Source organism: Phycicoccus sp. CSK15P-2, from assembly GCF_016888005.1.
GTDB lineage: Bacteria > Actinomycetota > Actinomycetes > Actinomycetales > Dermatophilaceae > Phycicoccus.
Genome location: NZ_JAFDVE010000023.1, coordinates 87,958 through 114,183, shown reverse-complemented (window position 1 = coordinate 114,183; position 26,226 = coordinate 87,958). Strand labels below are relative to the sequence as shown.

At 73.4% G+C, this 26,226-nt stretch carries 22 protein-coding genes; 10 read left to right on the top strand and 12 right to left on the bottom strand.

Annotated elements, in window-relative coordinates; translation table 11 throughout:
- Positions 1 to 11: 11 nt before the first annotated feature.
- From JQN72_RS14045 to JQN72_RS14035, 3 genes are read right to left on the bottom strand one after another with little or no spacing between them, the layout of a single operon-like run.
- Positions 12 to 809 (bottom strand): SDR family NAD(P)-dependent oxidoreductase, encoded by a 798-nt coding sequence (locus tag JQN72_RS14045; RefSeq protein WP_204135746.1) that lies wholly within the window; start codon positions 807 to 809, stop codon positions 12 to 14.
- Positions 810 to 828: 19 nt separating this feature from the next.
- Positions 829 to 2,973 (bottom strand): molybdopterin-dependent oxidoreductase, encoded by a 2,145-nt coding sequence (locus JQN72_RS14040; protein WP_204135745.1) that lies wholly within the window; start codon positions 2,971 to 2,973, stop codon positions 829 to 831.
- A complete protein-coding gene (locus tag JQN72_RS14035) occupies positions 2,970 to 3,746 on the bottom strand; it encodes a crotonase/enoyl-CoA hydratase family protein (RefSeq protein ID WP_307812695.1) in 777 nt (258 codons plus the stop codon). The genes JQN72_RS14040 and JQN72_RS14035 overlap by 4 nt, the downstream gene beginning before the upstream one ends.
- Before the next feature lie 220 nt (positions 3,747 to 3,966).
- Here JQN72_RS14035 and JQN72_RS14030 point away from each other — a divergent pair, with 220 nt between their 5' ends.
- The gene (locus tag JQN72_RS14030; protein ID WP_204135743.1) at positions 3,967 to 5,832 is read left to right on the top strand and encodes an HNH endonuclease signature motif containing protein; all 1,866 of its coding nucleotides are present in this window, start codon (positions 3,967 to 3,969) and stop codon (positions 5,830 to 5,832) included.
- Positions 5,833 to 6,006: 174 nt separating this feature from the next.
- Entirely contained in the window at positions 6,007 to 7,089 is a 1,083-nt protein-coding gene (locus JQN72_RS14025) for an alkene reductase (RefSeq protein WP_204135742.1), read from the top strand.
- A gap of 58 nt (positions 7,090 to 7,147) precedes the next feature.
- Here the strand turns inward: JQN72_RS14025 and JQN72_RS14020 are convergent, their stop codons facing one another.
- Complete coding sequence (locus JQN72_RS14020) at positions 7,148 to 8,350, bottom strand: MFS transporter (protein ID WP_204135741.1); 1,203 nt, start codon at positions 8,348 to 8,350, stop codon at positions 7,148 to 7,150.
- Positions 8,351 to 8,516: 166 nt separating this feature from the next.
- Between JQN72_RS14020 and JQN72_RS14015 the strand changes: the two genes are divergently transcribed.
- The 3 genes from JQN72_RS14015 to JQN72_RS14005 are packed head-to-tail and all read left to right on the top strand — an operon-like array spanning position 8,517 to position 12,614.
- The gene (locus JQN72_RS14015) at positions 8,517 to 8,987 is read left to right on the top strand and encodes a DUF2231 domain-containing protein (RefSeq protein WP_204135740.1); all 471 of its coding nucleotides are present in this window, start codon (positions 8,517 to 8,519) and stop codon (positions 8,985 to 8,987) included.
- 34 nt (positions 8,988 to 9,021) lie between these two features.
- Complete coding sequence (locus JQN72_RS14010; protein ID WP_204135739.1) at positions 9,022 to 11,106, top strand: NAD(+) synthase; 2,085 nt, start codon at positions 9,022 to 9,024, stop codon at positions 11,104 to 11,106.
- The gene (locus JQN72_RS14005; RefSeq protein ID WP_204135738.1) at positions 11,103 to 12,614 is read left to right on the top strand and encodes a fused MFS/spermidine synthase; all 1,512 of its coding nucleotides are present in this window, start codon (positions 11,103 to 11,105) and stop codon (positions 12,612 to 12,614) included. Before JQN72_RS14010 ends, JQN72_RS14005 begins: the two co-directional genes overlap by 4 nt.
- 38 nt (positions 12,615 to 12,652) lie before the next feature.
- Here JQN72_RS14005 and JQN72_RS14000 read toward each other — a convergent pair whose 3' ends face one another.
- Both JQN72_RS14000 and JQN72_RS13995 read right to left on the bottom strand, forming a co-directional pair.
- Complete coding sequence (locus JQN72_RS14000; RefSeq protein ID WP_204135737.1) at positions 12,653 to 13,165, bottom strand: hypothetical protein; 513 nt, start codon at positions 13,163 to 13,165, stop codon at positions 12,653 to 12,655.
- A gap of 92 nt (positions 13,166 to 13,257) precedes the next feature.
- Positions 13,258 to 13,761, bottom strand: coding sequence for a GNAT family N-acetyltransferase (locus JQN72_RS13995; protein WP_204135736.1), 504 nt, complete (start codon positions 13,759 to 13,761; stop codon positions 13,258 to 13,260).
- Positions 13,762 to 13,797: 36 nt separating this feature from the next.
- On the opposite strand from JQN72_RS13995, the gene JQN72_RS13990 reads away from it, so the two are divergent.
- Complete coding sequence (locus JQN72_RS13990) at positions 13,798 to 14,184, top strand: DUF952 domain-containing protein (RefSeq protein ID WP_204135735.1); 387 nt, start codon at positions 13,798 to 13,800, stop codon at positions 14,182 to 14,184.
- Between the two features lie 9 nt (positions 14,185 to 14,193).
- On the opposite strand, the gene JQN72_RS13985 is transcribed toward JQN72_RS13990, so the two are convergent.
- Complete coding sequence (locus JQN72_RS13985) at positions 14,194 to 15,912, bottom strand: aminotransferase class V-fold PLP-dependent enzyme (RefSeq protein WP_204135734.1); 1,719 nt, start codon at positions 15,910 to 15,912, stop codon at positions 14,194 to 14,196.
- 169 nt (positions 15,913 to 16,081) lie between these two features.
- On the opposite strand from JQN72_RS13985, the gene JQN72_RS13980 reads away from it, so the two are divergent.
- Together JQN72_RS13980 and JQN72_RS13975 are read left to right on the top strand one after the other, a co-directional pair.
- Positions 16,082 to 16,729 carry a TetR/AcrR family transcriptional regulator gene (locus JQN72_RS13980; RefSeq protein ID WP_204135733.1) on the top strand — a complete coding sequence of 216 codons (648 nt, stop codon included), beginning with the start codon at positions 16,082 to 16,084 and terminating at the stop codon, positions 16,727 to 16,729.
- A 69-nt stretch (positions 16,730 to 16,798) separates the two neighbouring features.
- Positions 16,799 to 19,408, top strand: a complete 2,610-nt coding sequence (locus tag JQN72_RS13975) for an MMPL family transporter (protein WP_204135732.1) — start codon at positions 16,799 to 16,801, stop codon at positions 19,406 to 19,408.
- On the opposite strand, the gene JQN72_RS18795 is transcribed toward JQN72_RS13975, so the two are convergent.
- Both JQN72_RS18795 and JQN72_RS13965 read right to left on the bottom strand, forming a co-directional pair.
- Positions 19,389 to 20,351: a glycoside hydrolase family 19 protein gene (locus JQN72_RS18795; RefSeq protein WP_204135731.1), complete on the bottom strand. Its 963-nt coding sequence runs from the start codon at positions 20,349 to 20,351 to the stop codon at positions 19,389 to 19,391. The genes JQN72_RS13975 and JQN72_RS18795 overlap by 20 nt on opposite strands.
- 10 nt (positions 20,352 to 20,361) lie before the next feature.
- On the bottom strand, positions 20,362 to 21,372 hold the full coding sequence (locus JQN72_RS13965; protein ID WP_204135730.1) for a peptidoglycan DD-metalloendopeptidase family protein: 1,011 nt from the start codon (positions 21,370 to 21,372) through the stop codon (positions 20,362 to 20,364).
- 166 nt (positions 21,373 to 21,538) lie between these two features.
- Here JQN72_RS13965 and JQN72_RS13960 point away from each other — a divergent pair, with 166 nt between their 5' ends.
- Positions 21,539 to 22,444 carry an endonuclease/exonuclease/phosphatase family protein gene (locus JQN72_RS13960; RefSeq protein WP_204135729.1) on the top strand — a complete coding sequence of 302 codons (906 nt, stop codon included), beginning with the start codon at positions 21,539 to 21,541 and terminating at the stop codon, positions 22,442 to 22,444.
- A gap of 39 nt (positions 22,445 to 22,483) precedes the next feature.
- On the opposite strand, the gene JQN72_RS13955 is transcribed toward JQN72_RS13960, so the two are convergent.
- Positions 22,484 to 23,413: a LysR family transcriptional regulator gene (locus tag JQN72_RS13955; protein ID WP_204135728.1), complete on the bottom strand. Its 930-nt coding sequence runs from the start codon at positions 23,411 to 23,413 to the stop codon at positions 22,484 to 22,486.
- An 81-nt stretch (positions 23,414 to 23,494) separates the two neighbouring features.
- Here JQN72_RS13955 and JQN72_RS13950 point away from each other — a divergent pair, with 81 nt between their 5' ends.
- Complete coding sequence (locus tag JQN72_RS13950) at positions 23,495 to 23,653, top strand: hypothetical protein (RefSeq protein ID WP_204135727.1); 159 nt, start codon at positions 23,495 to 23,497, stop codon at positions 23,651 to 23,653.
- Between the two features lie 21 nt (positions 23,654 to 23,674).
- Here the strand turns inward: JQN72_RS13950 and JQN72_RS13945 are convergent, their stop codons facing one another.
- Positions 23,675 to 24,352, bottom strand: coding sequence for an exonuclease domain-containing protein (locus tag JQN72_RS13945; protein WP_307812693.1), 678 nt, complete (start codon positions 24,350 to 24,352; stop codon positions 23,675 to 23,677).
- Positions 24,349 to 26,220, bottom strand: a complete 1,872-nt coding sequence (locus JQN72_RS13940; RefSeq protein WP_204135726.1) for a putative nucleotidyltransferase substrate binding domain-containing protein — start codon at positions 26,218 to 26,220, stop codon at positions 24,349 to 24,351. Before JQN72_RS13940 ends, JQN72_RS13945 begins: the two co-directional genes overlap by 4 nt.
- Positions 26,221 to 26,226 lie beyond the last annotated feature (6 nt).

Sequence of the window (26,226 nt, the reverse complement as noted above, 5' to 3'; positions counted from 1 at the left end):
CGCCGGCACCCTCAGCGCCCGGCCAGCCGCTTCGCCTGCGCGGCCATCATCCGCTCGTAGAGCGGACGCGCGAACCGCTTCCCGTAGTAGGCCCGGCGGCCGAGCCGGTCGGTGAGGATGACCGGCCTGCGCTTGTCGATGCCGTCCAGGACGACCCGAGCGATGTCGTCGGCGTCGGCGCTCGCCTCCGTGATGAGCCGGACGCCGGCCTCCTGCATCGCGGTGTCCTTGCCCGCGAAGGACTCGTGCAGGTTCGTGCGGAAGAACGCCGGGCAGACGACGCTGACGTCGATGCCGAACGGCGCGAGCTCGAAGCGGAGCGTCTCGGACAGCGCGACGACGCCGGCCTTGGTCGCGTTGTAGCTGCTCATCCCGGGGCCGTGGACCAGCCCGGCGAGCGAGGCGACGTTGACGATGTGGCCGGAGCGCTGCTCCTTGAGCAGGGGGACGACCGTGTGGCAGCCACGGGCCGGGCCGAGGAGGTTGACGTCGACGACGCGCTCCCAGTCGGCCATCGCCTCGACGTCGATGCGCCCGCCTGTCGCGACACCGGCGTTGTTGACGAGGAGGTCCAGGCCGCCCCAGGTGTCCCGCAGCCAGGCGAGGGTGGCGTCCCAGTCCTGCTGGCTGCGGACGTCGAGCAGGCGGTACTCGGCGCCCTCGGGGACGGTGTCCGGCCGCTCGTCGGCGAGGTCGACCGCGAGGACCTGGTCGCCCCGGGCGACGAGCCCCGCGACGAGGGCCCGGCCGAGACCGGAGGCGCCGCCGGTGACGAGTGCGCGACGTGGGCCAGGGGGTCCGGATGCCATGCCCACGACCCTAGACCCGTCAGTACGCGGGCTCGATGGTGACGGGGACCCCGTTGAGCACGGCGTTGCCCGAGACCGCCTCCACGACATCCGGGTCGGTGACGTCGTTGACGGAGGCCCCCGGCAGGCCGGTGGCGTGCGAGAGGCGCACCCCGTCCCGGTCGTGGCCGTAGCCGTGCGGCAGTGAGACGACGCCGCGCATGACGTCCTCGGTGGCGCAGACCTCGACCTCGACCGTCCCCGCGGCCGAGGCCAGCCGCACCCGGTCGCCGTCCCGGATGCCCCGGACGGCGAGGTCGTCGGGGTTGGCGTGCAACGTGTGCCGCGGACGCCCCGTGGTCAGGACGGGGGCGTTGTGCAGCCACGAGTTGTTGTCGCGCTGGTGCCGGCGGCCGACGAGCACGAGGGTGTCGGGGTCCCGGGTGCGGGACGCCGCCGCGAGCACCCGCTCGAGGTCGTCGAGGACGAACGGCACGGCGAGGTCGACGCGCCGGTCGTCGGTGAAGAGCCGCCCGGGCAGGCGGGGCCGCAGCGCCCCCAGCTCGAGACCGCCCGGGCCCGCGTCGCGCAGCTTCTTGACGGACAGGCCCGCGCCACCCGTGCGCAGGAGGGCGTCGAGCTGCGTCGTCGGCGAGGTGCGCAGCCGGGCCTCGACCTCGAGGCCGGCGCGCGTGACACGTTCGCGCCATCCGCCGGCCCTCCGCCGCCGCAGGTAGGCGAGGCCGAGGTCGCGGGCGATCTCCCAGTCGTGCCGGCCGCCCGGGTCCTTGGGGTACGGCGCCGGGGTGAATCGCGCGGTGTCCCGGACCGCCAGCACGTGGAAGACGAGGTCGTAGTGGTCGCGCTCGAGCGGGCCGGTGGGCGGCAGGACGACGTCCGCGTGCCGGGTGGTCTCGTTGAGGTACATGTCGACCGCGACGTAGGCGTCCAGCCCGGCGACGGCGGCGTCGAGCCGGGCCCCACCGGGCGTCGAGGAGACCGGGTTGCCGGCGATCGTCAGCAGCGCGCGCACCTGCCCGTCGCCCGGCGTCGTCATCTCCTCGGCGAGCGCCGCCACCGGCAGCTCGCCACCGAAGCCGGGCAGGCCGCGCACCCGGGTCCGGCGGCGGGAGAACCCGCCCCGGCCGAGGATGCCCCGGCCGACGAGGTCGACGGCCGGCGTCGTGAGCATCGTCCCGCCGGGGGCGTCGAGGTTGCCGGTGAGGATGTTGAGCGTCTGGACCGCCCACTGGCAGACGACGCCGAAGCCCTGGGTCGAGACGCCCATCCGGCCGTGGACCGCGGCCGAGGGTGTCTCGAGCAGCGCCCGGGCCAGGGCACGCACGGCGGTGGCGGACATCCCGCTCATCCGCTCGGCGAGCTCGGGGGTGAAGGGGACGACGGCCTCGCGCACGGCATCCAGGCCGTCGACGTAGGCGGCCGGGCGCGGGCCGAGCGCGACGACCTCGCGGACGAGCGCGAGCAGCACCATCGCGTCGGTGCCCGGGCGGACGAAGTGGTGCTCGTCGGCGACCGCCGCGGTCTCGGTGCGGCGCGGGTCGAGCACGACGAGCCGGCCACCGCGGGCCGCGAGCTCGCGGCGGCGCTGCGGGAAGTCCGGCACGGTCCACAGCGAGCCGTTGGACGCCATCGGGTTGTGGCCGACGAGGACGAGCAGGTCGGTGCGGTCGACGTCCGGCACCGGCAGGAGGAACTGGTGGCCGTAGAGGGCGTGGGCGACGACATGGTGCGGCAGCTGGTCGACCGACGTGGCGGAGTAGCGGTTCCGGGTCCGGAGCAGCCGGACCAGGGTCGGGTGGTGGGTCAGTGCACCGAGGCTGTGCACGTTGGGGTTGCCGAGGTACACGGCGAGCGCGTCGTCGCCGTGTACCTCCTGGACGCCAGCGATGAGGTCGACGGCCCGGGCGACGGCGTCGTCCCAGGTCGCCTCGTGCAGCTCGCCGTCGGCGCCGCGGACGAGCGGACGGCGGAGCCGGTCGGGGTCCTCCTGGATCTGCGGCAGCGCGAACGCCTTGGGACAGAGGTGTCCTCGGGAGAGGGGGTCGCCCTCGTGGCCACGCAGGGTCTGGACCTTCCCGTCCGCGCCGACCGTCGCCTCGAGGCCGCACATCGCCTCGCACAGCGTGCACGAGACGTACCGGGTGGTCCCGGCCGCGGGGCTCATCGGGCCCTCGGGCCGAAGCTCGGCTCGCGTCGTTCGAGGGCGGCCTCGCGGGCCGTACGGGTGTTGCCGCGGCGGAGCAGCCTGGCCTGCTCCAGGCGCTCGCGGGAGAAGGTGCGCCGTGGACCGGAGGACCACGTGCGCTCGAACAGCCGCTTCGTCGCGGCCACGGAGTCCGGTGAGCGCGTGGTGACCTCGTCGAGGAAGGCGCTCGCGGCGGCCGCCGGGTCGGCGTGCACCTCGCTCGCGAGACCGAGCTCGACGGCACGCTCGCCGGAGACGACCTCACCGGTCATCGTCAGCCGCTTGGCGACGTCCATCCGCACCTGCTGGGAGAGCGCCTGGATACCGCTCATGTCGGGGACGAGACCCCACTTGGCCTCCAGGACCGACCACCGCGCGTCCGGCGTGGTCATCCGCAGGTCGGCGGCGAGGGCGATCTGCAGTCCACCGCCGTAGCAGTGACCGTGGACCGCGGCGACGACGGGGACGGGCAGCCGGCGCCAGGCCCAGCAGGCCTCCTGGAAGAGGTTGGTGCCGCGCCACGGGCGGGGGGCGAAGGCCCGGGCGACCCGTGGCGGGTCGCGGAGCACGGTGGCGAAGTCGAGTCCGGCACAGAAGGAGTCACCGGCGCCGCTGAGGACGACGCCGCGCAGGGTGCGGTCGGCGCGCAGGGAGCGCGCGGTCCCGACGAGCGCGTCCAGCGTGTCGAGGGTGAGCGCGTTGAGCTTGTCTGGCCGCTCGAGGCGCACCCGCGCGATCCCGCCTTCGGTCACACACGACACCGGATGCACCATGCGCCACAGCCTACGAGAACCCGGCGGGGTAGGTGGTCGCGCAACGGCGGGTGGAGTCGTGCGGTGTCTCACCGTCCGCGGAGGGTGACGCCGCCCGTTGTTCGTGCTCCGCGAGGGCGTGGCCGAGCGGGCAAGCCCTTGACATGATCGAACACGTGTTCTATTCTCGGGGAGACTCGTGGGAGGACAGGGGGACGCGATGACGACACCGGCCGGTCCGCAGGAGGTGCTGCACGCCGCGGGCGAGGCGCGTGCGCGACTCGCGTCGGCCGGACCGGTCAGTGGCGTGCGCGGGTCGCGTGCGGAGTGGGCGGCCGCGCTCGGTGAGCTCGAGGCGCTCGGTCGTGAGGTCGCCGCTGCGCAGGACGTCGCCATCGTGCGGCTCGCGGCGATCGAGGCCGAGGTGCTCGAGACCGGCGAGGTCGTCGAGACCCACCGCGCCACCGGACACGTCGCACTCGACGCGCCCGGGATCGTCTCCGGGGTCCTGGGCGCCACTGCGGCGCACGCCGAGCGCAGGGTCCGTCAGGCGGTCCGTCTCGCCGCCGACGGGCCCGAGGGGTCCGGCACCGAGACCGGGCTGGGCGGCCTGCACGCCGCGATGGCCGCCGGGCGCCTGGACGCCTTCCGTGCCGGAGTGGTCGCCCACGAGCTCGAGGAGGTTCCGGCGGCGGTCGCCGCCGCCGTCGTCGGTGCCGTCGAGTGCCATCTCGCGGTCGACGACGCGCCTCGCCTCCGTCGCCGGGTCCGGCAGCAGCTCGCCCGCATCTCCCCCGACCTGCTGCGGCAGCGGGCGGTCCGCGCCCGCGCCGAGTCGGGGCTGCGACGGTGGGTCGAGGAGCCCGGGGTCGACACCTGGTTCGGCACCTTCCCCGCCGAGGAGGCATGCACCGCATGGGCCGCCGTCGACGCCCTCGCACAGCGGTACACCACCGACGGCACCTGTGCGCGTATCGACCGTGCTCGGGCCAAGGCGCTCACCGACCTCGTCACCGGCAGCGCGACCGTCGACGTCCGGGTGCAGGTGGTCACCGCCGACCACACCTCGGGGCCCGACGCCGCGCCCGCAGCCCACGCCCCGGACCCCGAGGTCACGCCCGCGACCAGCTCGTCAGAGCCCGGCCTCGCGCCCGCCCACCACAGCTCGGAGCCCCAGGTCGTCCCCGTCGCCACTGATGCCACTGCAAGGCCCGGCGACATCGACACCACCGCAACGCGGTCCGGCCGCACCGGCACGCGGGAAGCGCATCCGGGTGGCGCCGTGGAGATGGCTCGCGGGAACAGCACCGGCCCAGGCCACGGGGACGACGACCTCGTCGAGGTCATCGCTCCGGGGTCGAGCGAGCCCCAGCTCGTCGCGCGCGCCTGGATCGGCCGGGCGGCTTCGGCGGCGGCCACCGCCGAGCAACGCCCGGCCGGCCGCTTCTCCGGCGCACAGGCCGGGCGCCCCGTGCGGTACCACCCGTCCACCGGAGCGCTCGTCGACACCGACGACGCGCTCGCCACCGAGTCCTACCGCCCCGGGCGACGGCTCGCAGCGCTCGTCAGGGCCCGTGACGGGCGCTGCCGCTTCCCCGGCTGCCATGTCTCCGCACGCTTCTGCGATCTGGACCACGTGCGGCCCTGGCCTGCCGGCCCGACCACCGCGTCCAACCTCGCCTGCCTGTGCCGCCGCCACCACCGCGTCAAACAGCTGCAGGGGTGGTCCGCCCTCCTCCATCTCGACGCCACGCTCACCTGGACGGACCCCACCGGTCGGGTCCGCACCACGCGCCCACCCGACCACCGGAGCCTCGCCGTGCTGCCGGGGTCCGGCACCGAGGGAATGAGATCCGATGTCCCGAACGCCGAAGGGGTGAGCACAGACGAGGTGAGTCGCGGGGTGACGCGCGGAGCGGTGTCCGTCACCGCAGGAGCCACCCTCCCCGACGCGCAGCACAGCGCCCTCGAGCACCACCTCGAACACCGGCTCGCTGCCTGTCGGGTGCGCGGAAGCCCGGTCACGATCCACACCGCCACCTGGCACCGCGCCCGCGCTCACGCCGACGACCCGCCTCCGTTCTGACACCCGCCGCGTTCGGCGACTCCCGGTCCGAGGGCCCCTTCGGGGCTCGGGGGGGCCGGGAGCGCTGGGGAATGCTGCGCGAGGAATGTTGTTGAAGCGTCAACGAGCCGTGCCCCTGCCGCGGCCCCGGACGGCGGCGTCCGGCCCTCGACCCCGACCGATCGGATGGCTTTCATGACCGACCTGTTCACACCCCTGACCACCTCGCTCGGAGAACTGCCCCACCGCATCGTCCTGGCGCCGCTGACCCGCAACCGCGCCGACGAGAACGGCGTGCCCACCGACCTCCAGGTCGAGTACTACCGCCAGCGCGCGTCGGCCGCGCTCGTCGTCACCGAGGGCACGCAGCCGAGCGCCGTCGGCCAGGGCTACCTGAACACCCCCGGCATCCACAGCGCCGAGCAGGTCCGGGGCTGGCGCCGGGTCGCCGACGCCGTCCACGCCGACGGCGGCCGCATCGTCGTCCAGCTCATGCACGTCGGCCGGGTCGCGCACCCCGACAACAAGCACGGCCTCGGGAGCGTCGCACCGAGTGCCATAGCGGCCCCCGGCGACATGTTCACCGCCGAGGGCCCGAAGCCCCACCCGGTGCCCCGCGCGCTCGACGAGGTCGAGATCACCTCGATCGTGCAGGAGCACGTCGCGGCCGCTCGCAACGCGGTGGACGCGGGCCTCGACGGCATCGAGGTGCACGGTGCCAACGGCTACCTCGTCCACCAGTTCCTCTCCCCGGCCTCGAACCGGCGCACCGACGGCTACGGCGGCTCACCCGAGGCCCGCGCCAGGTTCGGTGTCGAGGTCGTCCGCGCCGTCGCCGCCGAGATCGGCGCCGACAAGGTGGGCCTGCGCCTGTCCCCCGCGCACAACATCCAGGGCGTCATCGAGGACGACCCGGCCGAGACCACGGCCACCTACACGGCACTGATGACCGGGATCGCCGACCTCGGCATCGCGTACGTCTCCGTCCTCGCCGACGCCCACGCCGACATCACGAGCACCATCCGGGCGCTGCACGACGGCCCGTTCCTGCTCAACGACGGCTTCGGCACCGTGACGACGAAGGACTCCGCCGAGGCCCTGGTCCGCGAGGGCCTCGCCGACGCGGTCGTCGTCGGACGGCCGTTCCTCGCGAACCCCGACCTGCCGCGGCGCTGGCGAGAGGGCGCCCCGCTCAACGACCCGGACGCCGCCACGTTCTACGGCGGCGGCGCCGAGGGCTACACCGACTACCCCTTCCTCGAGGACGAGGTGGCTTGACCGTTCGCCGTGCCGTCCGGGCACCACCCCGGGCGGCACGGCGGGCGCTCCGCACGCGCTACGGCGTGGCGGGCGCTCGGCGGTGCAGCGTGCGGCCGGTGTCGCGCTGGTGGACCCGCACCGACACCGCCAGCACGACCAGCCCGAGCCCGGCCAGGGCCACCCCGACCCAGGACGGCGCCGTGTACCCGAACCCGGCGGCGATGACGGCCCCACCCAGCCACGCCCCGAGCGCGTTCGCGAGGTTGAGCGCCGCGTGGTTGCCGGCTGCGGCGAGGGTTTGCGCCGGGCCGGCCACCTGCATGAGCCGCAGCTGGAGGTTGATGACGAGCACGGCAGTCAACAAGGACGTCATGGCCAGCACGACCAGCGCAGGCACGGCGTACGGCGCGACGAGCGCGAACACCGCGAGCGAGGCGCCCACACCCACCATCCCGATGACCACCGAGCGCAGCACCGACCAGTCCCCCATCCTCCCCGCGACGAGGTTGCCGACGACCCCGGCCGCGCCGAACACGAGGAGGAACACCGGCACGGCGGACTGCGGCAGTCCGGTGACCTCGGTGACCGTCGGCGCGATGTACGAGTACATCGCGAACATCCCACCGAAACCGACCGCCCCGACCGCGAGCGTGAGCACGACCTGGAGGTTCCGCAGCGCCCCGAGCTCGGCACGCACCGTGCGCGAGCGGTCACCGGGGAGGTGCGGGACGGTTGCCGCGAGGAGCGCGACAGTGGCGAGCCCGAGCACCGTGACCAGCCAGTACGCCGACCGCCACCCGGCGTGCTGGCCCAGCCAGGTCGCACCCGGCACGCCCAGCACGTTGGCGATGGGCAGGCCGAGCATCATCCGGCCGACGGCCCGCCCCGAGCGGCCCGGCGGTGCGAGGTCGACCGCGACGAGCGCCCCCACACCGAAGAACGCCCCGTGCGGCAACCCGGCGACGAACCGCGCGCCGAAGAGCGTCTCGTACGACGGCGCGACGGCGCTCAGCACGTTGCCGACGACGAACGCGACCATCAGCGCGAGGAGCAGGCCCTTGCGCGGCAGCGTTGCTCCCAGCGCTGCGATGAGCGGCGCGCCGACCACCACCCCGGCGGCGTACGCCGAGATCGTGTGCCCGGCCTCCGGGATCCCGACCGACACGCCGTCCGCGATCTGGGGCAGGAGGCCCATGGTCACGAACTCGGTCGTCCCGATGGCCACGCCGCCGAGGATGAGGGCGAGGGTGGCGAGGAACGGGTGGCGGGGGCGCGGCACGAGAGATCCAAGGCGGTCGCCGTCGGAGGCATTCCCGGTCGGACCGACGGACACTGTCCGGATGTCACTCCCGTCCTGTCAGGTTCCGGCCTCCACAGCGGGCCGCGGAACCGGCAGAGTGGGGGCAGCGCCCGGCACCCCGCTGCGCCCGTCCCGGAGGTCTCCGTTGTTCGACACGATCCTCGGCATCCCGGTCCACCCGCTCGTCGTCCACGCGGTCGTCGTCCTCACCCCGCTCACCGCGCTGCTCCTGGTCCTGTTCGTCGTCTCCGAGAGGCTTCGGAGCCGGATCGGCCTCGCCCTGCCCCTCCTCGCGAGCGTCACGTTCGTCTCGGCCATCGCCGCGGGGCAGTCGGGAGAGGCCCTGCGGGAACGCATCGGCGGTGGGGGCGACCTCGTGGAGCAGCACGCCGAGATCGGCGAGACCATGCCGATCACGCTCGCCGCGACCGCCGCCCTCTCGTGGGTGCTGTGGATGATGCACCGCCGGGCCGTCGCCGGCAACGGCTCCGGCTCGTCGATGCCGCTGCGGGTCCTCAGCGGTGTCAGTGTCCTGCTCGCGATTGCGCTGACCGTCCTCGTGGTGCTCGTCGGGCACTCCGGTGCCGAGGCCGTGTGGAGCGGCGTCGGAGGCTGAGCCTTCCCGGGCCGCCGCCCCATAGGCTGGCGGCATGGACTTCCGGAACGTGTACGCGCAGGGCTTCGCCCGGGTCGCGGCGTGCACCCTCCCCGTGGCGCTCGCCGACCCGGCCGAGAACGCCCGCCGCGTGCTGGAGCAGGTCCGCGCGTGCCACGACGACGGCGTCGCCGTCGCGCTCTTCCCCGAGCTCACGCTCTCCGGGTACGCCCTCGACGACCTCCTCCTCCAGGACGTCCTCCTCGACACCGTCGACGCCGCGGTCCGCACCGTCGCCGAGGGCACGAGCGGGCTCACCCCGCTCGTCGTCGTCGGAGCACCGCTGCGGCACGGCAGCCGGGTCTTCAACTGCGCCGTGGTCGTCCACCGCGGGCAGGTGCTCGGGGTGGCGCCCAAGTCCTTTCTCCCGACGTACCGCGAGTTCTACGAGAAGCGCTGGTTCGCGTCGGGCAGCGACCAGCAGGGCCAGTTCCTCGTCCGTCCGCAGTGGCCGGGTGCGGACGCCGACGGTGAGCTGCCGTTCGGCCCCGACCTCGTCTTCGCCGCCGAGGACCTGTCAGACCTCGTCGTGCACGCCGAGGTCTGCGAGGACGTCTGGGTGCCCGTGCCGCCCAGCCACGAGGCGGCGATGGCCGGAGCGACGGTGCTGCTCAACCTGTCGGCTTCCCCCATCACGGTCGGCCGGGCCGAGGACCGCCACCTGCTCGCCCGCTCGGCGAGCGTGCGGTGCAACGCCGCCTACCTCTACGCCGCGGCGAGCGAGGGCGAGTCGAGCACCGACCTGTCCTGGGACGGCATGACGATGGCCTACGAGATGGGCGACCTCCTCGGCGAGTCCGAGCGGTTCCCCGCAGGCCCGCGGCGCACCGTCGTCGACGTCGACCTCGACCGCCTCCGGCAGGAGCGGATGCGCCAGGGCTCGTTCGACGACAACGCCCGCGCCTACTCCGCCGACGACGCCGGCACGCGGATCGTCCCGTTCCGACTCTCCCCGCCGTCCGGCGACCTCGGACTGCGCCGCCCCGTCGACCGCTTCCCCTTCGTGCCGGACGACGAGAGCCGCCTCGCGCTCGACTGCTATGAGGCGTACAACATCCAGGTCAGCGGGCTCGAGCAGCGGATGCGGGCCATCGGCGGCGGCGACACCGAGCGGATGCCCCGCGTCGTCATCGGCGTCTCCGGCGGCCTCGACTCCACCCACGCGCTCATCGTCGCGGCCAAGGCCTGCGACCGACTCGGTCTGCCCCGCACCCACGTCCTCGGGTTCACGATGCCCGGGTTCGCGACGAGCGACGGGACGAAGGGGAACGCCGCGCGGCTCATGGAGGCCCTCGGCATCGAGTGGGAGAAGGTCGACATCCGCCCGCTCGCGACGCAGCTGCTCCGCGACCTCGGCCACCCCGCGGGCGAGGGCGAGGAGGTCTACGACGTCACCTTCGAGAACGTCCAGGCAGGGCTGCGCACCGACCTCCTCTTTCGCGCCGCCAACCAGCGCGGCGGGATCGTCCTCGGTACCGGCGACCTCTCCGAGCTCGCGCTCGGCTGGTGTACCTACGGCGTCGGCGACCAGATGTCGCACTACGGCGTCAACGCCGGGGTGCCGAAGACGCTGATCCAGCACCTCATCCGCTGGGTCGTCTCGTCCGGACAGTTCGCCGAGGCGGACGTCGACGACACGCTGCTCGGCATCCTCGACACCGAGATCAGCCCCGAGCTCGTGCCGGCGAAGGACGGCGAGCCGATCCAGTCCACCCAGGACACGATCGGCCCCTACGCCCTGCACGACTTCACGCTCTTCCACGTGCTGCGCCGCGGGTACCGGCCGAGCAAGATCGCGTTCCTCGCCGAGCACGCGTGGGCCGACGCCACGGCCGGTGCCTGGCCTGCGGGATATCCGGAGAAGGACCGGGTGGCCTACGACCTCGCGACGATCCACCGCTGGATGGGCGTGTTCCTCCGCCGCTTCTTCCAGAACCAGTTCAAGCGGTCGGCGCTGCCGAACGGCCCCAAGGTCGTCGCCGGCGGCTCGCTCTCTCCCCGCGGTGACTGGCGGATGCCCTCGGATGCCACGGCCGCGGCCTGGCTCGCCGAGCTCGACGAGCACGTGCCGACCTCGTGACGCCGGGACCCGCCCGGGCCGGACGGGCCACACCCACCCCGGCGGCCGGTATCGGCGACGCGCCCGCGTCCGTCCTCGTCTTCGGCTCGTCGTGCGCCGTGCTCGTCGTCGAGATCGTCGCGCTCCGGCTGCTCGCGCCGTACTTCGGGCTCACCCTCGAGACGAGCACGCTCGTCATCGGGCTCGCGCTGGCCGCGATCGCGGTGGGCGCCTGGCTCGGCGGCCGCTGGGCGGACGGTCACGACGCCCGCGGGCAGCTCGGCCGGCTGCTGTACGTCTCCGGGGCCGTCGTGGCGGCCACCCCGTTCCTCGTCCGCGCCGCGGGTGAGGTGCCGGGAAGCGGACTGCTCCTCCCGGTCACGACGGCGTGCATCGTCGTCCCCGGTGCGCTGCTGTCGGCCGTGACGCCGATGGTGACGAAGCTGCGGCTCGCGACCCTCGAGGAGACCGGGTCGGTCGTCGGACGGCTCTCCGGGACCGGGACCGCCGGGGCGATCACCGGCACCGTCGTCACCGGGTTCGTCCTCATCTCCACCGTCCCGGTCACGTGGATCATGGTCGGGCTCGGGGTGCTGCTCGCGGTCGGCGGCGTCGTCACCGAGGTCGCGGCCCGGCGGACGGCCGCCGCCGCGACCGCCGTGGCCGTCCTCGTCGTCGGAGCCGGCGGTGCGCTGTTCCTGCCGGACGGCTGCGACGTCGAGACGACGTACCACTGCGCCGTCGTGCGGGCCGACCCGGAGCGGGACGGCGGACGGTCCCTCGTCCTCGACAACCTGCGGCACTCCTACGTCGACCTCGACGACCCCGAGTACCTGGAGTTCTCCTACGTCAAGGCACTCGCGGCCGCCACCGAGACCACCTTCCCCGGGGACGAGCCCCTCACGGCGCACCACCTCGGCGGCGGTGGGCTCACCCTGCCGCGCTGGCTCGCGTCGACCCGGCCGGGGACGACGAGCACGGTCTCCGAGATCGACCCCGGCGTCCTCGAGGTCGACGTCCGGCGGCTCGGCCTCGAGACCGGCCCCGACCTGGAGGTACGGGTCGAGGACGCCCGCGTCGGGCTCGACGCCGTCGACGACTCCTCCCGCGACCTCGTCGTCGGGGACGCCTTCGGCGGGGTGAGCGTGCCATGGCACCTCACGACGGTGGAGGTGCTCGGCGAGGTGCGCCGGGTCCTGCGCGACGACGGCCTGTACGCCGCGAACCTCATCGACTACCCGCCGCTCGGTTTCGCGCGGGCAGAGGTCGAGACGCTCCGCGCCGTGTTCGGCCACGTCGCCCTCGCCGCGACGCCGGCGACGACCGAGGGCGACGCGGGCGGCAACCTCGTCGTGCTCGCGTCGGACACCCCGGTCGACACGGCCGCGTGGCAGGAGGCACTCGACGCGCGCGACGTGGGGTGGCGGGTCATCGAGGGCGCGGAGCTCGAGGCGTGGGTGGGCGACTCCCCCGTCCTCACCGACGACTACGCGCCGGTCGACCAGCTCCTGACGCCCTACCCGTCCTGACCTCCCGACCCCCGGCGGGCCGGGGACGCGGGGCCGTCTCAGCCGTTGACGATGTTGCGCGCACGGCGCGCCGCGTACCCGCCGTAGGCGCTCAGGTCTGCCACCCGGTGGTTCATGTCCTGTGCAGGAGAGGCCTCCTCGAAGAGCCAGAACCGGGTGTGCGCGGCGTTGGCCCACTTGTGGAACAGGACCACGTGGACCCCGGACCGGACGAGCATGTCCCCCCGCTTGAGGTTGGCCTTGGCGATGCCGAACGTGTAGGTGCCCCCGGCGAGCGCGGTCGTGTTCGGGCCGGCCGGCGGCAGCATGAGGCACATCGAGACGAACCCCGAACAGTCGCACCGGTACCGCGCCTGGCCCGCCGGGCCCGGGTAGGTGGCGCCCTGGTCGTACTGCACGTTGCGACTCGTCCAGAAGCGGGCACGGTCCATGACCACGGACCGCTTGACCTTCGGGATCGCCGCCTCGGCGGGCGGCGCGAGGAGCACGGCGCCACCGGCGCCGAGCAGACCGCTCGTGAGGACGGACCGGCGTGAGATGTCGAGCTGCATGATGGTTCCCCCGTGGGACGTGGCGACCGGCGGTCACCGGAGACCACCACGGTGGGTCGAGGGGCTGCGCTCCCGCTGTGGTCGCGCTTCGCTCAGCCCGGTGGCGGCCCGGCCAGGCGCATCAGCGCCTCGCCGTCCATGCGGTAGGTCGTCCACTCGCTCTGCGACCGCGCGCCGAGCGACTCGTAGAACGCGATGCTCGGGGCGTTCCAGTCCAGCACCCACCACTCGAGCCGCCGGTAGCCGCGCTTCACACAGACCTCGGCGAGGGCGGCGAGGAGAGCCGTGCCGAGCCCCGAGCCGCGCTGCTCCGGCGTGACGTAGAGGTCCTCGAGCCAGATGCCGTTCGTGCCCGTCCACGTCGAGAACGTGAGGAACCACAGCGCCATCCCGACGACCTCGCCCTCCACCTCGGCGACGTGCGCGAAGGTCGTCGGCGTCCCCTCGACGGGGAACAGGGCGGCGTGCAGGTGCGCCTCCGTGGCCTCGACGGCGTCGGGCTCGCGCTCGTACTCGGCGAGGTCGCGGATCAACCGCAGGAGGGCCGGGACATCCCGCGAGATGGCGGGACGGATACGGGGGTCGGTCGAGGTCATGGACGCGACCGTACGACACAGCCCGACAATGGCGTCGTGACGACCACGGACGACACCCCGGACCGGCCGGCCCCGGCCCCGCTGTTCCACCTCGCCGCCGCCGACGAGTGGGCTGCTGCCGTCGAGGCCGGCCGGTACGAGCGCTCCACGCGCGGCCTCGGCCTGGCGGACGTCGGCTTCGTCCACCTCTCGACGGCCGAGCAGTGGCCCGGGGTGCTCGACCGCTTCTACTCCGACCACCCCGGGCCCCTTCTGCTGCTCACGGTGGATCCGCGGCGGCTCACGGCACCCCTACGCTGGGAGGTGGGCGACCCGGTGTCCGGCGAGCTCTTCCCGCACCTCTACGGGCCGCTCGAGCTGTCCGCCGTCGTCGCCGTCGATCCCGTCGGCCCCGTCGACGTCGGTCCCGTGGACGCCCGGTAGCGATCGTCGTCAGCGGGTGACGACGCCACCGTCCGGGAGGTCGAACCAGCGCAGGTGCTCGAAGTCGTCCGACACCCGAGGGTCACGGCCGGCGAGGTCGGGCGGCGTGGCCTCTGCGAGGATGCGCGCCGCGTCCCGGAGGTGCTCCGCCAGCATCTCCTCCCCTCCACGTGCCTCCGACCGGGGCAGCGACACGGCACCGTCGTCGCCGTACCGCACGTGACCGAGGCGCAGCGGCGGCTCGACGAGGCCCTCGCGGTGTCGCCAGAGGCCGGTCGCGGGGTCGAACGTGTAGTCGCGCAGGAGGCGCCATCCGTCCTGGGCGACCATCCGCACCGCCTCCACGACGTAGTCCGCGACGACGTCGGAGAGGAAGTAGTTGAAGTTCACCCGCACCCAGCCGGGCTTGATGCCCTCGCAGCCGCCGGCGATCTCCCGCTCGAAGGCGTGGCTGCGGTCGAGGTCGATGCCGAGCAGCCGGTGGCCGTACGGGCCGGCGCACGAGCATCCGCCGCGGGACTGGATGCCGAAGAGGTCGTTGAGCAGAGCCACGACGTAGTTGTGGTGCAGGTGGCTGCCCGAAGGTGACCGGACGACGAACGAGACGATCGAGAGCCGGGACGCCTCGAGGTTGCCGAGGACCTCGATGGCCGGCTCGTCCCGCCAGGCCTTGACCGCACGCCTGAGGAAGCGCTCCTCGCGGGCGCGGATCGTGTCGACCCCGACGGCCTCCTTGAGCTGGAAGACGAGCCCCGCGCGGATGGAGTCGATGATCGCCGGGGTGCCGCCCTCCTCGCGGTGCGCCGGGTCGGACAGGTACGCGTGGTCCTCCGGGTTGACGTACGCGACCGTGCCTCCCCCGGGCGTCACCGGCACCCGGTTGCCGAACAGCTCGCGGCGCGCGACGAGCACCCCCGGGGTGGACGGCCCCCCGATGAACTTGTGCGGCGAGAGGACCACCGCGTCCTTGTACGACAGGGGGTCCGCGCCGGCCGGCGCGGTCATCTCGATGTCGACGTACGGCCCCGCCGCCGCGAAGTCCCAGAACGCCAGCGCGCCGTGCCGGTGCAGGAGCGCGGAGATCCCGTGGGTGTCGCTGACGATGCCGGTGACGTTGGACGCCGCGCTGAACGAGCCGATGCGCAGCGGCCGGACGGCGTACTCCTCGAGCCGGGCCGCGAGGTCGCCCTGGTCGATGAGGCCGTCGGCGTCCTCGCGGATCGTCACGACGTCGGCGATCGTCTCCCGCCAGGGGATCTCGTTGCTGTGGTGCTCGTAGGGCCCGATGAAGACGACGGGCCGCTCGTCGGTGGGGATGTGCCTCGAGAGCTGCCAGCGGTCCTCCAGCGCCGACGGGATGCGCAGCCCGAGGATGCCGATGAGCTTGTCGATGGCGCCGGTGCTGCCCGAGCCCGCGAACACGACGACCGTGTCGTCGTCGCCGTGGACGGCGTCCCGGATGACCCTCCGGGCGTCCTCGCGCAGCCGGGTGGTCTGCAGCCCGGTGCCGCTGGACTCGGTGTGCGTGTTCGCGTACGCCGGCAGCACGGCGTCGCGGACGAAGTCCTCGATGAACCCCAACGCCCGCCCGGACGCCGTGTAGTCGGCGTAGGTGACCCGTCGCGGTCCGTACGGCGTCTGCATGACGTGGTCCTCCCCGATGACCGACTCCCGGATCAGGCGCAGCAGCGCCGCGGAGCGGACGTCGGCGGGTCGGTCGTCGGCCATGGCACCAGCGTCCCACGCGCCCGGGCGACCGCCGCAGCAGGACCGGGCGGGCGATGACCGTCACCACCGCGCGCGGCAGGGCCGGGCACACGATGAGCGTCACCAACTCCACGCCATGCATGGACGTGCAGGTTTGCACGAGCGTGCAATCCATGCGTACGCTCGTGCCGTGACCCGCAAGCCCACCTACGTCGTCACCTCGCTGCGGGACCGCAAGCGGGAGGAGACCCGCCACGCCCTCGTGCACGCCGCGTACACGATCGTGCGCGACGGCGGCGTCGGCGACGTCACCGCGGAGGCCGTCGCCGACCGGGCCGGGGTGAGCCGGCGGACGTTCTTCAACTACTTCCCGTCGGTCGAGTCCGTGATCACCGCGAGCGTCGCCGAGTTCTTCGCGTCGCTGAGCGACCGCCTCGGGGAGCGCCCCGAGGACGAGCCCGTCGAGGTCAGCCTGCGGGCCGTCGTCGCCGACCCCAGCGACCTCGACCTCGTCGAGCGCGTCGGCGTCCTCGCGGCCGCCGGCGAGGCCTCCCCGCACGCCAAGGGGCTCATCCTCGGCGAGCTCCACGCCTGGCTCGACTGGTTCGAGGGCTGGCTGCGGGTCCGCCTCGGTCCGGACGCCTCCGAGCTCTACGTGGCCACGGTGGCGAGCGCCCTCGTCGGCGCGGGCGAGGCCGCCCTCCGGGTCTGGGCCCGGCACGCCGTCGCCGGGTCCGAGGCGCCCGTCCCGTCGTTCCATGCCGCGTTCTGCGAGACCGTCCGGATCCTCGGCCACCCCCTCCTGCCCGACGCCGACGCCGCCGTCCGGCCCTCCTGACCCCTGCACCCCCGACCCCCCTGCACCTCCTGACTCCCTGCCCCCCTGACGCTCCGATCCGGAGGCTCCATGTCCACCGCTCTCTACCGTCTCGGCCGCTGGTGCTCCGCCCACGCGTGGCCCGTCATCGCGGCCTGGCTCGTCGTCCTCGCCGTCGCCGGCACCCTGGCCGGCACCATCGGACGTCCGCTCACCAGCCAGGTCAAGATCCCGAACACCGACTTCGAGGCCGTCCTCGACCAGCTGAGCGAGGAGATCCCCGGCGCGGCAGGGGGCTTCGGCCGCGTCGTGCTGAGCAGCGGTGACCGTCCGTTCACCGACGAGCAGAAGGCCGCGGTCGAGGAGGTCCTCGCCGAGTGGGAGACCGTCCCGCACGTCGAACGCGTCGTCGACCCGTTCGCGGCCCAGGAGCAGATCGACTCCTCCGACGCCGACCTGCGCGATGCCGGGGCGAAGCTCGACGACGGACGCGCTCAGCTCGAGGAAGGCCGCGCGCAGCTCGCCGCCGGCAAGGACCAGCTCCGCGCCGGCGAGGCCCTGCTCGCCGAGGCCGAAGGAGCCGACCCGGACTCCCCCGGCACGGCCGACCTGCGCCGCCAGGTCGAGCAGGGCCGCACCCAGCTGGAGGACGCTGCCCGACAGCTGGAGGACGCCGAGGCTCAGCTGAAGACCGGGGAGCAGCAGTACTCCGACGGACGCACCGTCGCCCAGGCCTCGTCCGGCACCCGGCTCGTCTCCGAGGACGGCCGGACCGCGGTCGTCCAGGTGCAGTTCGACGACAACGCCCAGTCCATCGCGCCGGAGGACCGCGCGCAGGTGCCCGAGAGGGGGGACGCCGCGTTCGAGGCCGCCGGCATCACCCCGGCGTACAGCGTCGAGATCACCCAGGCGCTCGAGTTCATCGGCCCCGGCGAGATCCTCGGCCTCGCCGTCGCGCTGCTCGTCCTCGTCCTCGTCCTCGGCAGCCTGGTCGCCGCCGGCCTGCCGCTGCTCGTCGCCCTGCTCGGCGTCGGCGTCGGGCTCGGCGGCGCGATGGCCTTCACCGCCGTGGTCGAGCTCAACTCGACGACCCCGGCCCTGGCCCTCATGCTCGGCCTCGCGGTCGGCATCGACTACGCGCTCTTCATCGTCAACCGGCACCGCGCGAACATCTTGCGTGGGATGGACGTGCGCGAGTCCATCGCCCGCGCCGACGCGACCGCCGGGGGTGCCGTGACCTTCGCCGGCACCACGGTCGTCATCGCCCTCGGGGCGCTCGTCCTCTCCGGCCTGCCGATCCTCGCGCAGATGGGTCTCGTCGCGGCCGCCACCGTCGCCGTCGCGGTGCTCGTCGCGGTGACGATCAGCCCCGCGGTGCTCCGCCTCATGGGCACCCGCGTCGTCTCGAAGCGGGGATGGCGCAAGGCCGGGTTCACGACCCCGGGCGACGCCTCGAGCCTCGACGGCCCGCCGCACGCCACCGAGGAGCACGGGCGCTGGTACGTCCGCGCCGTCACCGGGCACCCGTGGCTCACCGTCGCGGGGGTCGTCGGGTTCGTCGCCGTCCTCGCCGTGCCCGTCGCGGACATGCGGCTCGGCCTTCCGGACGGCGGCAGCGAGCCCACCGGGTCGAGCGCCCACACCGCGTACGTGACGGTCGCGGACGAGTTCGGCCCCGGCATGAACGGCCCGATCGTCGCCGTCGCCGAGCTGCCGGACGCCGGCGCGCAGCGCGACGACGCCGAGGTGCTCCACGAGCAGGCCCGGATCGTCACGACCCTCGCCGCCGTCGACGGCGTGGAGTCCGTCGTCCCGTTCGGCGTCAGCGACGACACCGACACCCTCGCCTTCCAGATCGTCCCCTCCACCGGCCCGGCGGCCGAGGAGACGACCGGCACCGTCGCCCGACTGCACAGCGCCGCCGACCTCGTCGAGCGCCACGACGGCACCGCCGTCGGGCTCACCGGGCAGACCGTCGCGAACATCGAGATCTCGCAGAAGCTGGCCGACGCTCTCCCCCGCTACCTCGTCGTCGTCGTCGGGCTCTCGCTCGTCATCCTCATGCTCGTGTTCCGGTCCCTCGTCGTGCCGCTCGTGGCCACCGGCGGGTTCCTGCTCTCGGTCGCGGCCGCCTTCGGGGCCACGGTCGCCGTCCACCAGTGGGGCTGGCTCGGCCAGTACCTCGGGGTCACCCAGCCCGGTCCGCTGCTGTCGTTCATGCCGATCATCGTCATCGGCGTGCTGTTCGGCCTCGCGATGGACTACCAGATGTTCCTCGTGTCGGGGATGCACGAGTCGCGCGCCCACGGCGAGGAGTCCCGGGCCGCGGTGCGCTCCGGCTTCGTCCACGGCGCGCGCGTCGTGACGGCCGCGGCCATCATCATGACGTCGGTGTTCCTCGGGTTCGCCTTCAGCCACCTCGTCATGGTCCGGCCGATCGGCTTCGGCCTCGCCGTCGGCGTGCTCATCGACGCCTTCGTCGTCCGGATGACCCTCACCCCGGCGATCATGCACCTGCTCGGCGACCGCGCCTGGTGGATCCCGCGCTGGCTCGACCGCGTCCTGCCCGACCTCGACATCGAGGGCGTCGAGCTCGCCGACCGGCTCGCCGCCGAGGACCGTGCGCGGCGCGGCGTGGCCGGGGCGGACGCAACGCCCACCCCGGCCGCGCCGGAGACCGTCAGTGCCGCAGGCAGGTGACCTCGCCGTCCGCCGGCCGGGTGCCGGTGAGGTACTTCATGGCCCGCTTGAAGTCCTCGCAGCGCTCCCGGTCCTCGGACGGGCTCGCGGCGTAGCCGATGAGCCGTGAGACCGCGCCCATGTCCATCCGGTCCGCCGCACCGTTGACGTGGCGGTTGTCGTACCAGTACCAACAGGCGATCTTCGCGCTCCAGGCGAGCTCCTTGGCCTTGTTCGGGGACGCGACGAGGTCCACCCCGAGCGCGTTCCCGGCGGCCCGGTAGTTCGCCTCCCCCGTGAGCTGGATGAAACCCCGCCCGCGGTAGGTCGAGCTCGAGCCGATCTGGTCGCGGTCGTACATGACGTTGGACTCGTTGACGAGCGTCGCGAGGAACGCCGAGACGCGCTTGGCGTTCCGGTCGATCTTCCCGACCCGCATCTGGCGGTTCAGGCCGGCCAACCCCGCCCTCACGGTCGACTCGTCACCGACCCGGGCACCGAACACGGCCGTGAGGTCGGCGTACGTCACCTCGTGGTACACCCGCCTCTCGCAGGTGGCCCCGACGAAGTCCTTGTAGTCGACGTAGGCCACGTCGCCACCGCCGTCGCCGCAGATGACGGTGTCCTTCTGCATGTCGTCGGCGTGCAGCTCGTCGGCCCCGGGACCCCCGTAGAGCTCGTCGTTGCCCCGGCCTCCGCGCAGGACGTCCGCGCCGTTCTCCCCGTAGAGCTCGTCGTGTCCGTTGCCGCCGTACAGCGTGTCCTTGCCCTTGCGGCCGTGCAGCTCGTCGGCCCCGTCGGCCCCCCGCAGGACGTCGGCGGAGTCGGTGCCGATGTGCTTGTCGTTCCCGGCCGTGCCGGTCCACGTCTCCGCGGACGCGGGAGCCGCGGCCAGCCCGGCCAGGGTCGTCGCCACGGCCAGCGCGGCAGCGGTGCGTCGCAGACCTCGTCCCGTTCCCCCCATGACGGACCCGTCAGGACTGGCAGCCGTTGTACGGCAGGTCGGCGGGGCGCGGCACGGCGCGGTCGTCGGCGATGGCGACGAGCATCGGCTGCGGGCAGACGGAGCTGTTGAAGCCGTCCTGCGAGAAGCTGCGCTTCCAGATCTGCAGGTGCAGGTGCGGGCCGGTGCTCTCCCCGGTGCTGCCGACCTTGCCGATGACCCGCAGCGAGCCGATGCCCTGCCCCTGCGACACCGCCACCGAACCGGCGGTCATGTGGCAGTACATGTACTGCCCGCCGCCCACGCCACGGATGACGACGCCGTAGCCGCACCAGGTCTGGCCGAGCGGGTGGTACCCGGCCGCTTCGACGTACCCGCCGCGGATCGCCCGGATGGGGCTGCCGGACGGCGCCTGGAGGTCGACGGCCGCATACTGCCCGCTCGTGGGGTGGTGCGGGTCGTCCAGCCCGGCCTTGCCCTCGGGCATGTCGGACAGCGCGATGGGCAGCACCCACGGGTTGGTCCACTTGATGTTCTCGCAGGTGCCCTGCGGCTTGTTCAGCTCGGACGTCGGCATGAGGTCGAGCCGATCGAGGTACGCCGTGTCGTTCCCGGCACCGCAGTAGACCTTGTCCTCCTTGTCGTCACGGGCCCGCAGGACGTCGCTGCCGTCGAGGCCGTAGATCTCGTCGGCGCCGTCGCCGCCCTTGACGTCGTCGTGGCCGTTGCCGCCGACGACCTTGTCGGAGCCGGCCCCGCCGTCGATCGTGTCGGCGCCGTCGTTACCGTAGATCGTGTCGTGGCCGTTGTTGCCCTTGAGGGTGTCGTTGCCGCCGTACCCGGAGATGACGTCGGCACCGGCGAAGCCGCGGATCGTGTCGGCGGACGCGGTGCCGGTGAGCTCGTCGTCGCCGGGCGTGCCGTCGATCGTGGCGGCCACGGCGACCCCCGTCCCGAGGGCCATGGCGGCGACGGCAGCGACACCGACCCGGGCGGCGCGACGCGAGACCCGGGCACGGGGTCGGGCGAGTGAGGCGTTCATCGGGGTTCTCCTTCGGTCGCGGCGGTCCCCACCGGACCACCGATACCGACCACCGTGGTGGAGCCCGCTGCGGACTCGCTGCGCGGTGGGCGCACCCGGTTCGCAGCGTCTGCGCAGCGGACGGCAGGACGGTGGAGGCCCATCACGACGACCTCCGGGGGAACCCATGGACCAGGACCAGACCGTCCGCCTCAGCCGCCGCACGCTCGGGCGGCTCGCCGGCGCCACCGCACTCACCGGCGCGGCCGGCGCCGCGACCGCACAGGCCGCCGGCGCCGCACCGGCCAACTCGTCGACGTTCCGCGTCGCGAGCTTCAACATCCTCTCGGACCTGAAGGACTCGCAGTTCAAGGAGGACTTCGTCGCGATCATGGACCGTGCCGAGCTCGTGGGCCTCCAGGAGGTCCAGGGGCGCGGCGACATCATCAACCAGTGGGCCTCGAACCACGGCTTCTACGCCTGGACGCCCGCGAAGACGTGGGGCCGCGAGGTCACCGTTCTCGCGAAGAAGTCGATGTTCGACCGGATCGACAAGGGCACGATCTTCGTCTGCGACACCGGAGGCTCGGGCAACCCACCCCCGCCCCGCTACATCACGTGGGCCCAGTACGTGCACAAGCCGAGCGGTCGCAGGATCACCCACGTCAACAACCACCTCAACGCGCACATCGACGACAACGGGCACCCCTACGACCTGCCGCGGACCCGGGATGCCGAGAAGCACCTGCGGATGATCAAGGACCTCGTCCTCGACAAGAAGAGCAACGGCCAGGTGGTCGTCACCGGAGACTTCAACGTCGACTACCAGGACGACAAGCGCGTGACGTACGCGAAGTTCCCGTACACCGTCCTGGAGAACCGGCAGAACGGGCTGCCGAGCCTGCGTTCGAGCTACTCGAGGATCGGTGTCACCGGCCTCCCCACCCTGGGTCGGCGTCGGGTCGACTACGTGTACGCGTGGATCCGCCCGGCCGACAACCGCTTCATGGACTTCGACGACCACCACTACGTGTTCGACAGCAAGCACAGCGACCACAATGCGGTCGTCGCCCGTCTGTGGATGAAGCACTGACCCCCGGCCGTACCCACCCCGACCCCGCGGCGCCCACCCTCACCCGGTGGGCGCCGCGGTGCGCGGCGGCCGACGCCGCCCCCGGCTGGGGTGCACGACGAGCTCGGTGAGCAGCCGCAGGGCGCGGTCCGCCACCGGGTCGGACGTCCCGTGGTCACGGACGACCGCGGCGAGGTGGCGCACGGGTGCAGGAGGGGCCAGTGCGACCCGCACGACGGTCGGGGGCAGCACCCGCGCCGCCAGGCCCGGCATCACCGAGATGCCGACCCCGGCTCCGACGAACCCCACCGCCGTGTGGTGGTCCTGGGCCTGCACGGTGAAGCGCGGCCGCATCCCGGCCGCGGTGCAGGCGGCCACGACCAGCCGGTGCCCCACCGAGCGCGGATGGTCGTTGCTCACCCACGTCTCGGCCCGCAGGTCCCCGAGGGCGACCTCACCGGACGTCGCCAGGTCGTGGTCGCGCGGCACGACGAGGACGAACTCGTCCTCGGTGAGCTCGACCCGGCGATACCCGCTCGGCGCGGGCTCGTCGGGCGGGCCGATGACGAGGTCGATGTCGGGGCGCGGGCCGCGGCGTTCGCTCTCGTTGAGCACGAGCTCGAGGACGAGGTCCGGGTACTCGCTCGTGAGGCGCCCGACGAGGACGGGCATCCAGGCCGAGCCGGCCGACGCGAAGTAGCCGATCGACAGGCGCCCCGAGCGGCCGTCCCGGAGGTCGGCGACGACCTGGTCCAGGCGCCCCCACTCGCCCATGGCCTCGTCACTGCCCGCGTCCAGGGCCAGCGCCGCGTCGGTGGGCAGGATGCCGCGGCCGGACCGCTGGAAGAGGGTCAGGCCGGTCTCCCGCTGGAGGGCCGCGAGGTGCTGGCTCACGGCCGACGAGCTCATCCCGAGACCGTCCGCGGCGGCCTGGACGGAGCCGCTCGCGACGACCGAGCGGAAGACGGCGAGCCGGTGCGGGTCGAGCATCCCCAGATGTTAAGCGATGCTTCATGTTCCCGAAGTGATCCCGCGTTGTGCTTGACAGTCGGTCACGCGACGATGAGCCCCGTGAACACCTTCTCTCGCACCGCTCGCTCCCTCGCCACCTCCCTGCGCACCTCCCGTACCGCGGGCCGGGGCTGGGACGGCCGCACCGACCGTGACCTCATCCGGGTCTCCCACGAGATCACCTACCTGACCCAGGCCTCCTCGCCGCGCGTCATCTGAGCCGGACGCACCGGCCGGCGGTCAGGTCTGCACGTCACGAAGGGTCGCGCCCTGCCTGCCGGCGGTCTGGGCGAGGTACAGCTCGGCACATGCGAGCGCGTCGGTGAGCGCCTCGTGCGCCGAGTAGACGGGCAGCCCGTAGCGCTCCCGCGCACCCCACAGCCGCAGGGCGCCGGGCCCCACCTCGCGACCCCACGGCCCGACGACCGCCCGGCGCTCGAGCTCGAGGGTGTCGACGACCGGCACCGGGAGCCCGGCGCCCCACAGCCGCGTGCACGCGGCGTCGACGAAGCCCGTCTCGACCCGCGCGAAGTGCGCGAGGAGGGCCCGGCCGCGGAGCGCCTCCAGGAGCTCGGCGAGGACGTCCGCCAAGGGGACGCCCGACGCCAGGGCGTCGTCGGTGATCCCGTGGATCGTCGCACTGCGTCCGACATCCCCCGCGTCGCTCACGACGAACCGCCGCGCGCCACCGAGGACGACCCGCCGCCCGTCCACGGGGACCCACCCGGCGGACAGCACGCGGTGCTCCTCGGGGTCGAGCCCGGTCGTCTCGAGGTCCAGGGCGAGCAGCGGCAGCTCGGTGAGCGGTGTCGTGGGGGCCGGCGGGTCGACCGCCAGGACGTCGGCGAGCGGCCCGGGCGCCGCCCGACGCGCCGCCCGTGCCCGCCGCTCGGCAAGCCCCCAGCGCAGCAGGGTCACGAGACGAGCGAGGTCAGGTAGCGGCGGCCCAGTGCCTGCTGCGCGAACCGGATGATCGAGAACGCCTGGCGCAGATGCCTCTTCTCGAAGCTCGAGAGCGTGTCGGGTGCGACGAAGTTGTCGGTGGGCTCGCCGGCCCGCACCTGGGCCGACTGGTGGCGCAGCCGCACGTAGCCGATGAACTCGAACGCGTCGCGCAGGTCGTCGGCGAGCTCGGCGCTCAGCGCACCCGCCGCGCGGGCGGCCTCGAGCCTCGCCCGCGTGTTGACCGCCGGCGAGCCGACGGCCAGGGCGTGCACCCGCGCGAGCTCGACGATGCCGAGGATCCCGCCCTTCTTGATGTCGAGGGTGTCCTTGTGCTCGCCGGCCTTCTCGAGCACGAAGCCGCGGAAGAACCCGAGCGGCGGCTCGTGCGCGCCCGCCTGCTTCGCGAGATGGGCGAGGAAGGTCTTGGCCCCCGGGGTCGTGCGCAGCACATGCTGCTGGAGGCGGGTGTGCAGGCCGACGTCGCCGTGGACGGGACGCATGTCGAAGAAGATCGACGAGTGCAGCACGGCCTTCGGGCTGGGCGTGCTGAGCCAGGACGTGAACTCGGCCTCCCACTCGCGGACCGGCTTGCGCCACCGTGGGTTCGTCGCCATGACGTCGCCCGTGCAGCGCGGGTAGCCGCACCGCTCGAGCCCGGCGACGACGCGTTCGGCGAACCGCTCGAACCACGGGAGATCGGCCTCGTCGACGTCGTCGGAGAGCAGCAGTGCGGTGTCCTGGTCGGCGGCCAGTGCCTGCTCGAGCCGCGCCCGCGACCCCAGGGCCACCCAGCAGTACGGCGCGGGCGCCGGCCCGAGCTCGGCCTCGGCGAGCGCGATGACCCGCCGCTCGACCGCGTCCCCCACCGCCGTGACGACCCGGCCGATGTCGTCCGCCGACGCGTCCTGGTCGACGAGCGCCCGGACGACCCCCGGCAGCCGCGCGGAGACCGCGGCGACGCCCGCGACGTCCGGCTGCTTGGCGATGTCCCCCGCGAGATAGACCGGGTTGGCCTCCTCGAGCCGCAGCAGGTCCGTCGTCGTGACGATGCCGACCGGCCGGCCGTCGCGGTCGACGAGGGGCAGGTGGTGGATGTGCCGCGCGGTCATCTGCAGCAGCGCCTCGAAGGCGAGGGCGTCGACCGAGCCGGTGACGGGGTCGCTCGTCATGACCTCGGCGACCGGGACGTCCGGGGAGACGCCGGCGGCGAGGACGCGGGTGCGCAGGTCGCGGTCGGTGACGACGCCGACGAGCCGGCCGTCGTCCATGACGAGCAGCGACGACACTCCCTCGTCCGCCATCCGGGTCGCGGCCTCGCGCACGGTCGACGTGCCGGGAACGTGGACGAGGTCGCGCCCGACGATGTCGCGCACCCGTGTCTTGAGGATGGCCGAGCCGGAGGAGGAGGTCTGCAGCTCGGCGACCGCACCGCGCATCCGGCTGCGCCGCTGCTCGTCGTAGAAGGCGTCGACGTCGGGATGGTCGCGACACAGGCCGTGGAAGACGTCCTCGGGCACGAGCAGGGCCAGGGAGTCCTCGATCGCGGTGACCGAGAACGTCGACGGGTTGCCCTGGGTCAGCGTGATGGACCCGAAGGACGTCCCGGCCTCGCCGCGGTCGACGAGGGTGTCCTGGGCGTCGCGGACGTCGGCCGCGCCGGAGCGCAGCACGTAGAGGTGGTGGTTGTCCTGGCCGCGCGCGATGATCTCGGTGCCACGGCGGAAGTACTCGACCGCGAGGGCACCGGGCAGGGTGTCCAGGACCGGGGCGGGCAGCCCGGCGAAGGGCTCGTGTCCGGCGAGGAAGTCGCGGATCTCCTGCAGCTCGACGTCGAGTGCCATGACGTC

Bases quoted from the DNA above. Each gene is read 5' to 3' on its own strand.
- JQN72_RS14010 (WP_204135739.1), top strand. From the start codon at position 9,022: ATGGACTTCCGGAACGTGTACGCGCAGGGCTTCGCCCGGGTCGCGGCG.
- JQN72_RS13940 (WP_204135726.1), bottom strand. From the start codon at position 26,220: ATGGCACTCGACGTCGAGCTGCAGGAGATCCGCGACTTCCTCGCCGGA.
- JQN72_RS14040 (WP_204135745.1), bottom strand. From the start codon at position 2,973: ATGAGCCCCGCGGCCGGGACCACCCGGTACGTCTCGTGCACGCTGTGC.
- JQN72_RS14030 (WP_204135743.1), top strand. From the start codon at position 3,967: ATGACGACACCGGCCGGTCCGCAGGAGGTGCTGCACGCCGCGGGCGAG.
- JQN72_RS13965 (WP_204135730.1), bottom strand. From the start codon at position 21,372: ATGAACGCCTCACTCGCCCGACCCCGTGCCCGGGTCTCGCGTCGCGCC.
- JQN72_RS13975 (WP_204135732.1), top strand. From the start codon at position 16,799: ATGTCCACCGCTCTCTACCGTCTCGGCCGCTGGTGCTCCGCCCACGCG.
- JQN72_RS14025 (WP_204135742.1), top strand. From the start codon at position 6,007: ATGACCGACCTGTTCACACCCCTGACCACCTCGCTCGGAGAACTGCCC.
- JQN72_RS14045 (WP_204135746.1), bottom strand. From the start codon at position 809: ATGGCATCCGGACCCCCTGGCCCACGTCGCGCACTCGTCACCGGCGGC.
- JQN72_RS13955 (WP_204135728.1), bottom strand. From the start codon at position 23,413: ATGCTCGACCCGCACCGGCTCGCCGTCTTCCGCTCGGTCGTCGCGAGC.
- JQN72_RS18795 (WP_204135731.1), bottom strand. From the start codon at position 20,351: ATGGGGGGAACGGGACGAGGTCTGCGACGCACCGCTGCCGCGCTGGCC.
- JQN72_RS13995 (WP_204135736.1), bottom strand. From the start codon at position 13,761: ATGACCTCGACCGACCCCCGTATCCGTCCCGCCATCTCGCGGGATGTC.
- JQN72_RS14000 (WP_204135737.1), bottom strand. From the start codon at position 13,165: ATGCAGCTCGACATCTCACGCCGGTCCGTCCTCACGAGCGGTCTGCTC.
- JQN72_RS13985 (WP_204135734.1), bottom strand. From the start codon at position 15,912: ATGGCCGACGACCGACCCGCCGACGTCCGCTCCGCGGCGCTGCTGCGC.
- JQN72_RS13960 (WP_204135729.1), top strand. From the start codon at position 21,539: ATGGACCAGGACCAGACCGTCCGCCTCAGCCGCCGCACGCTCGGGCGG.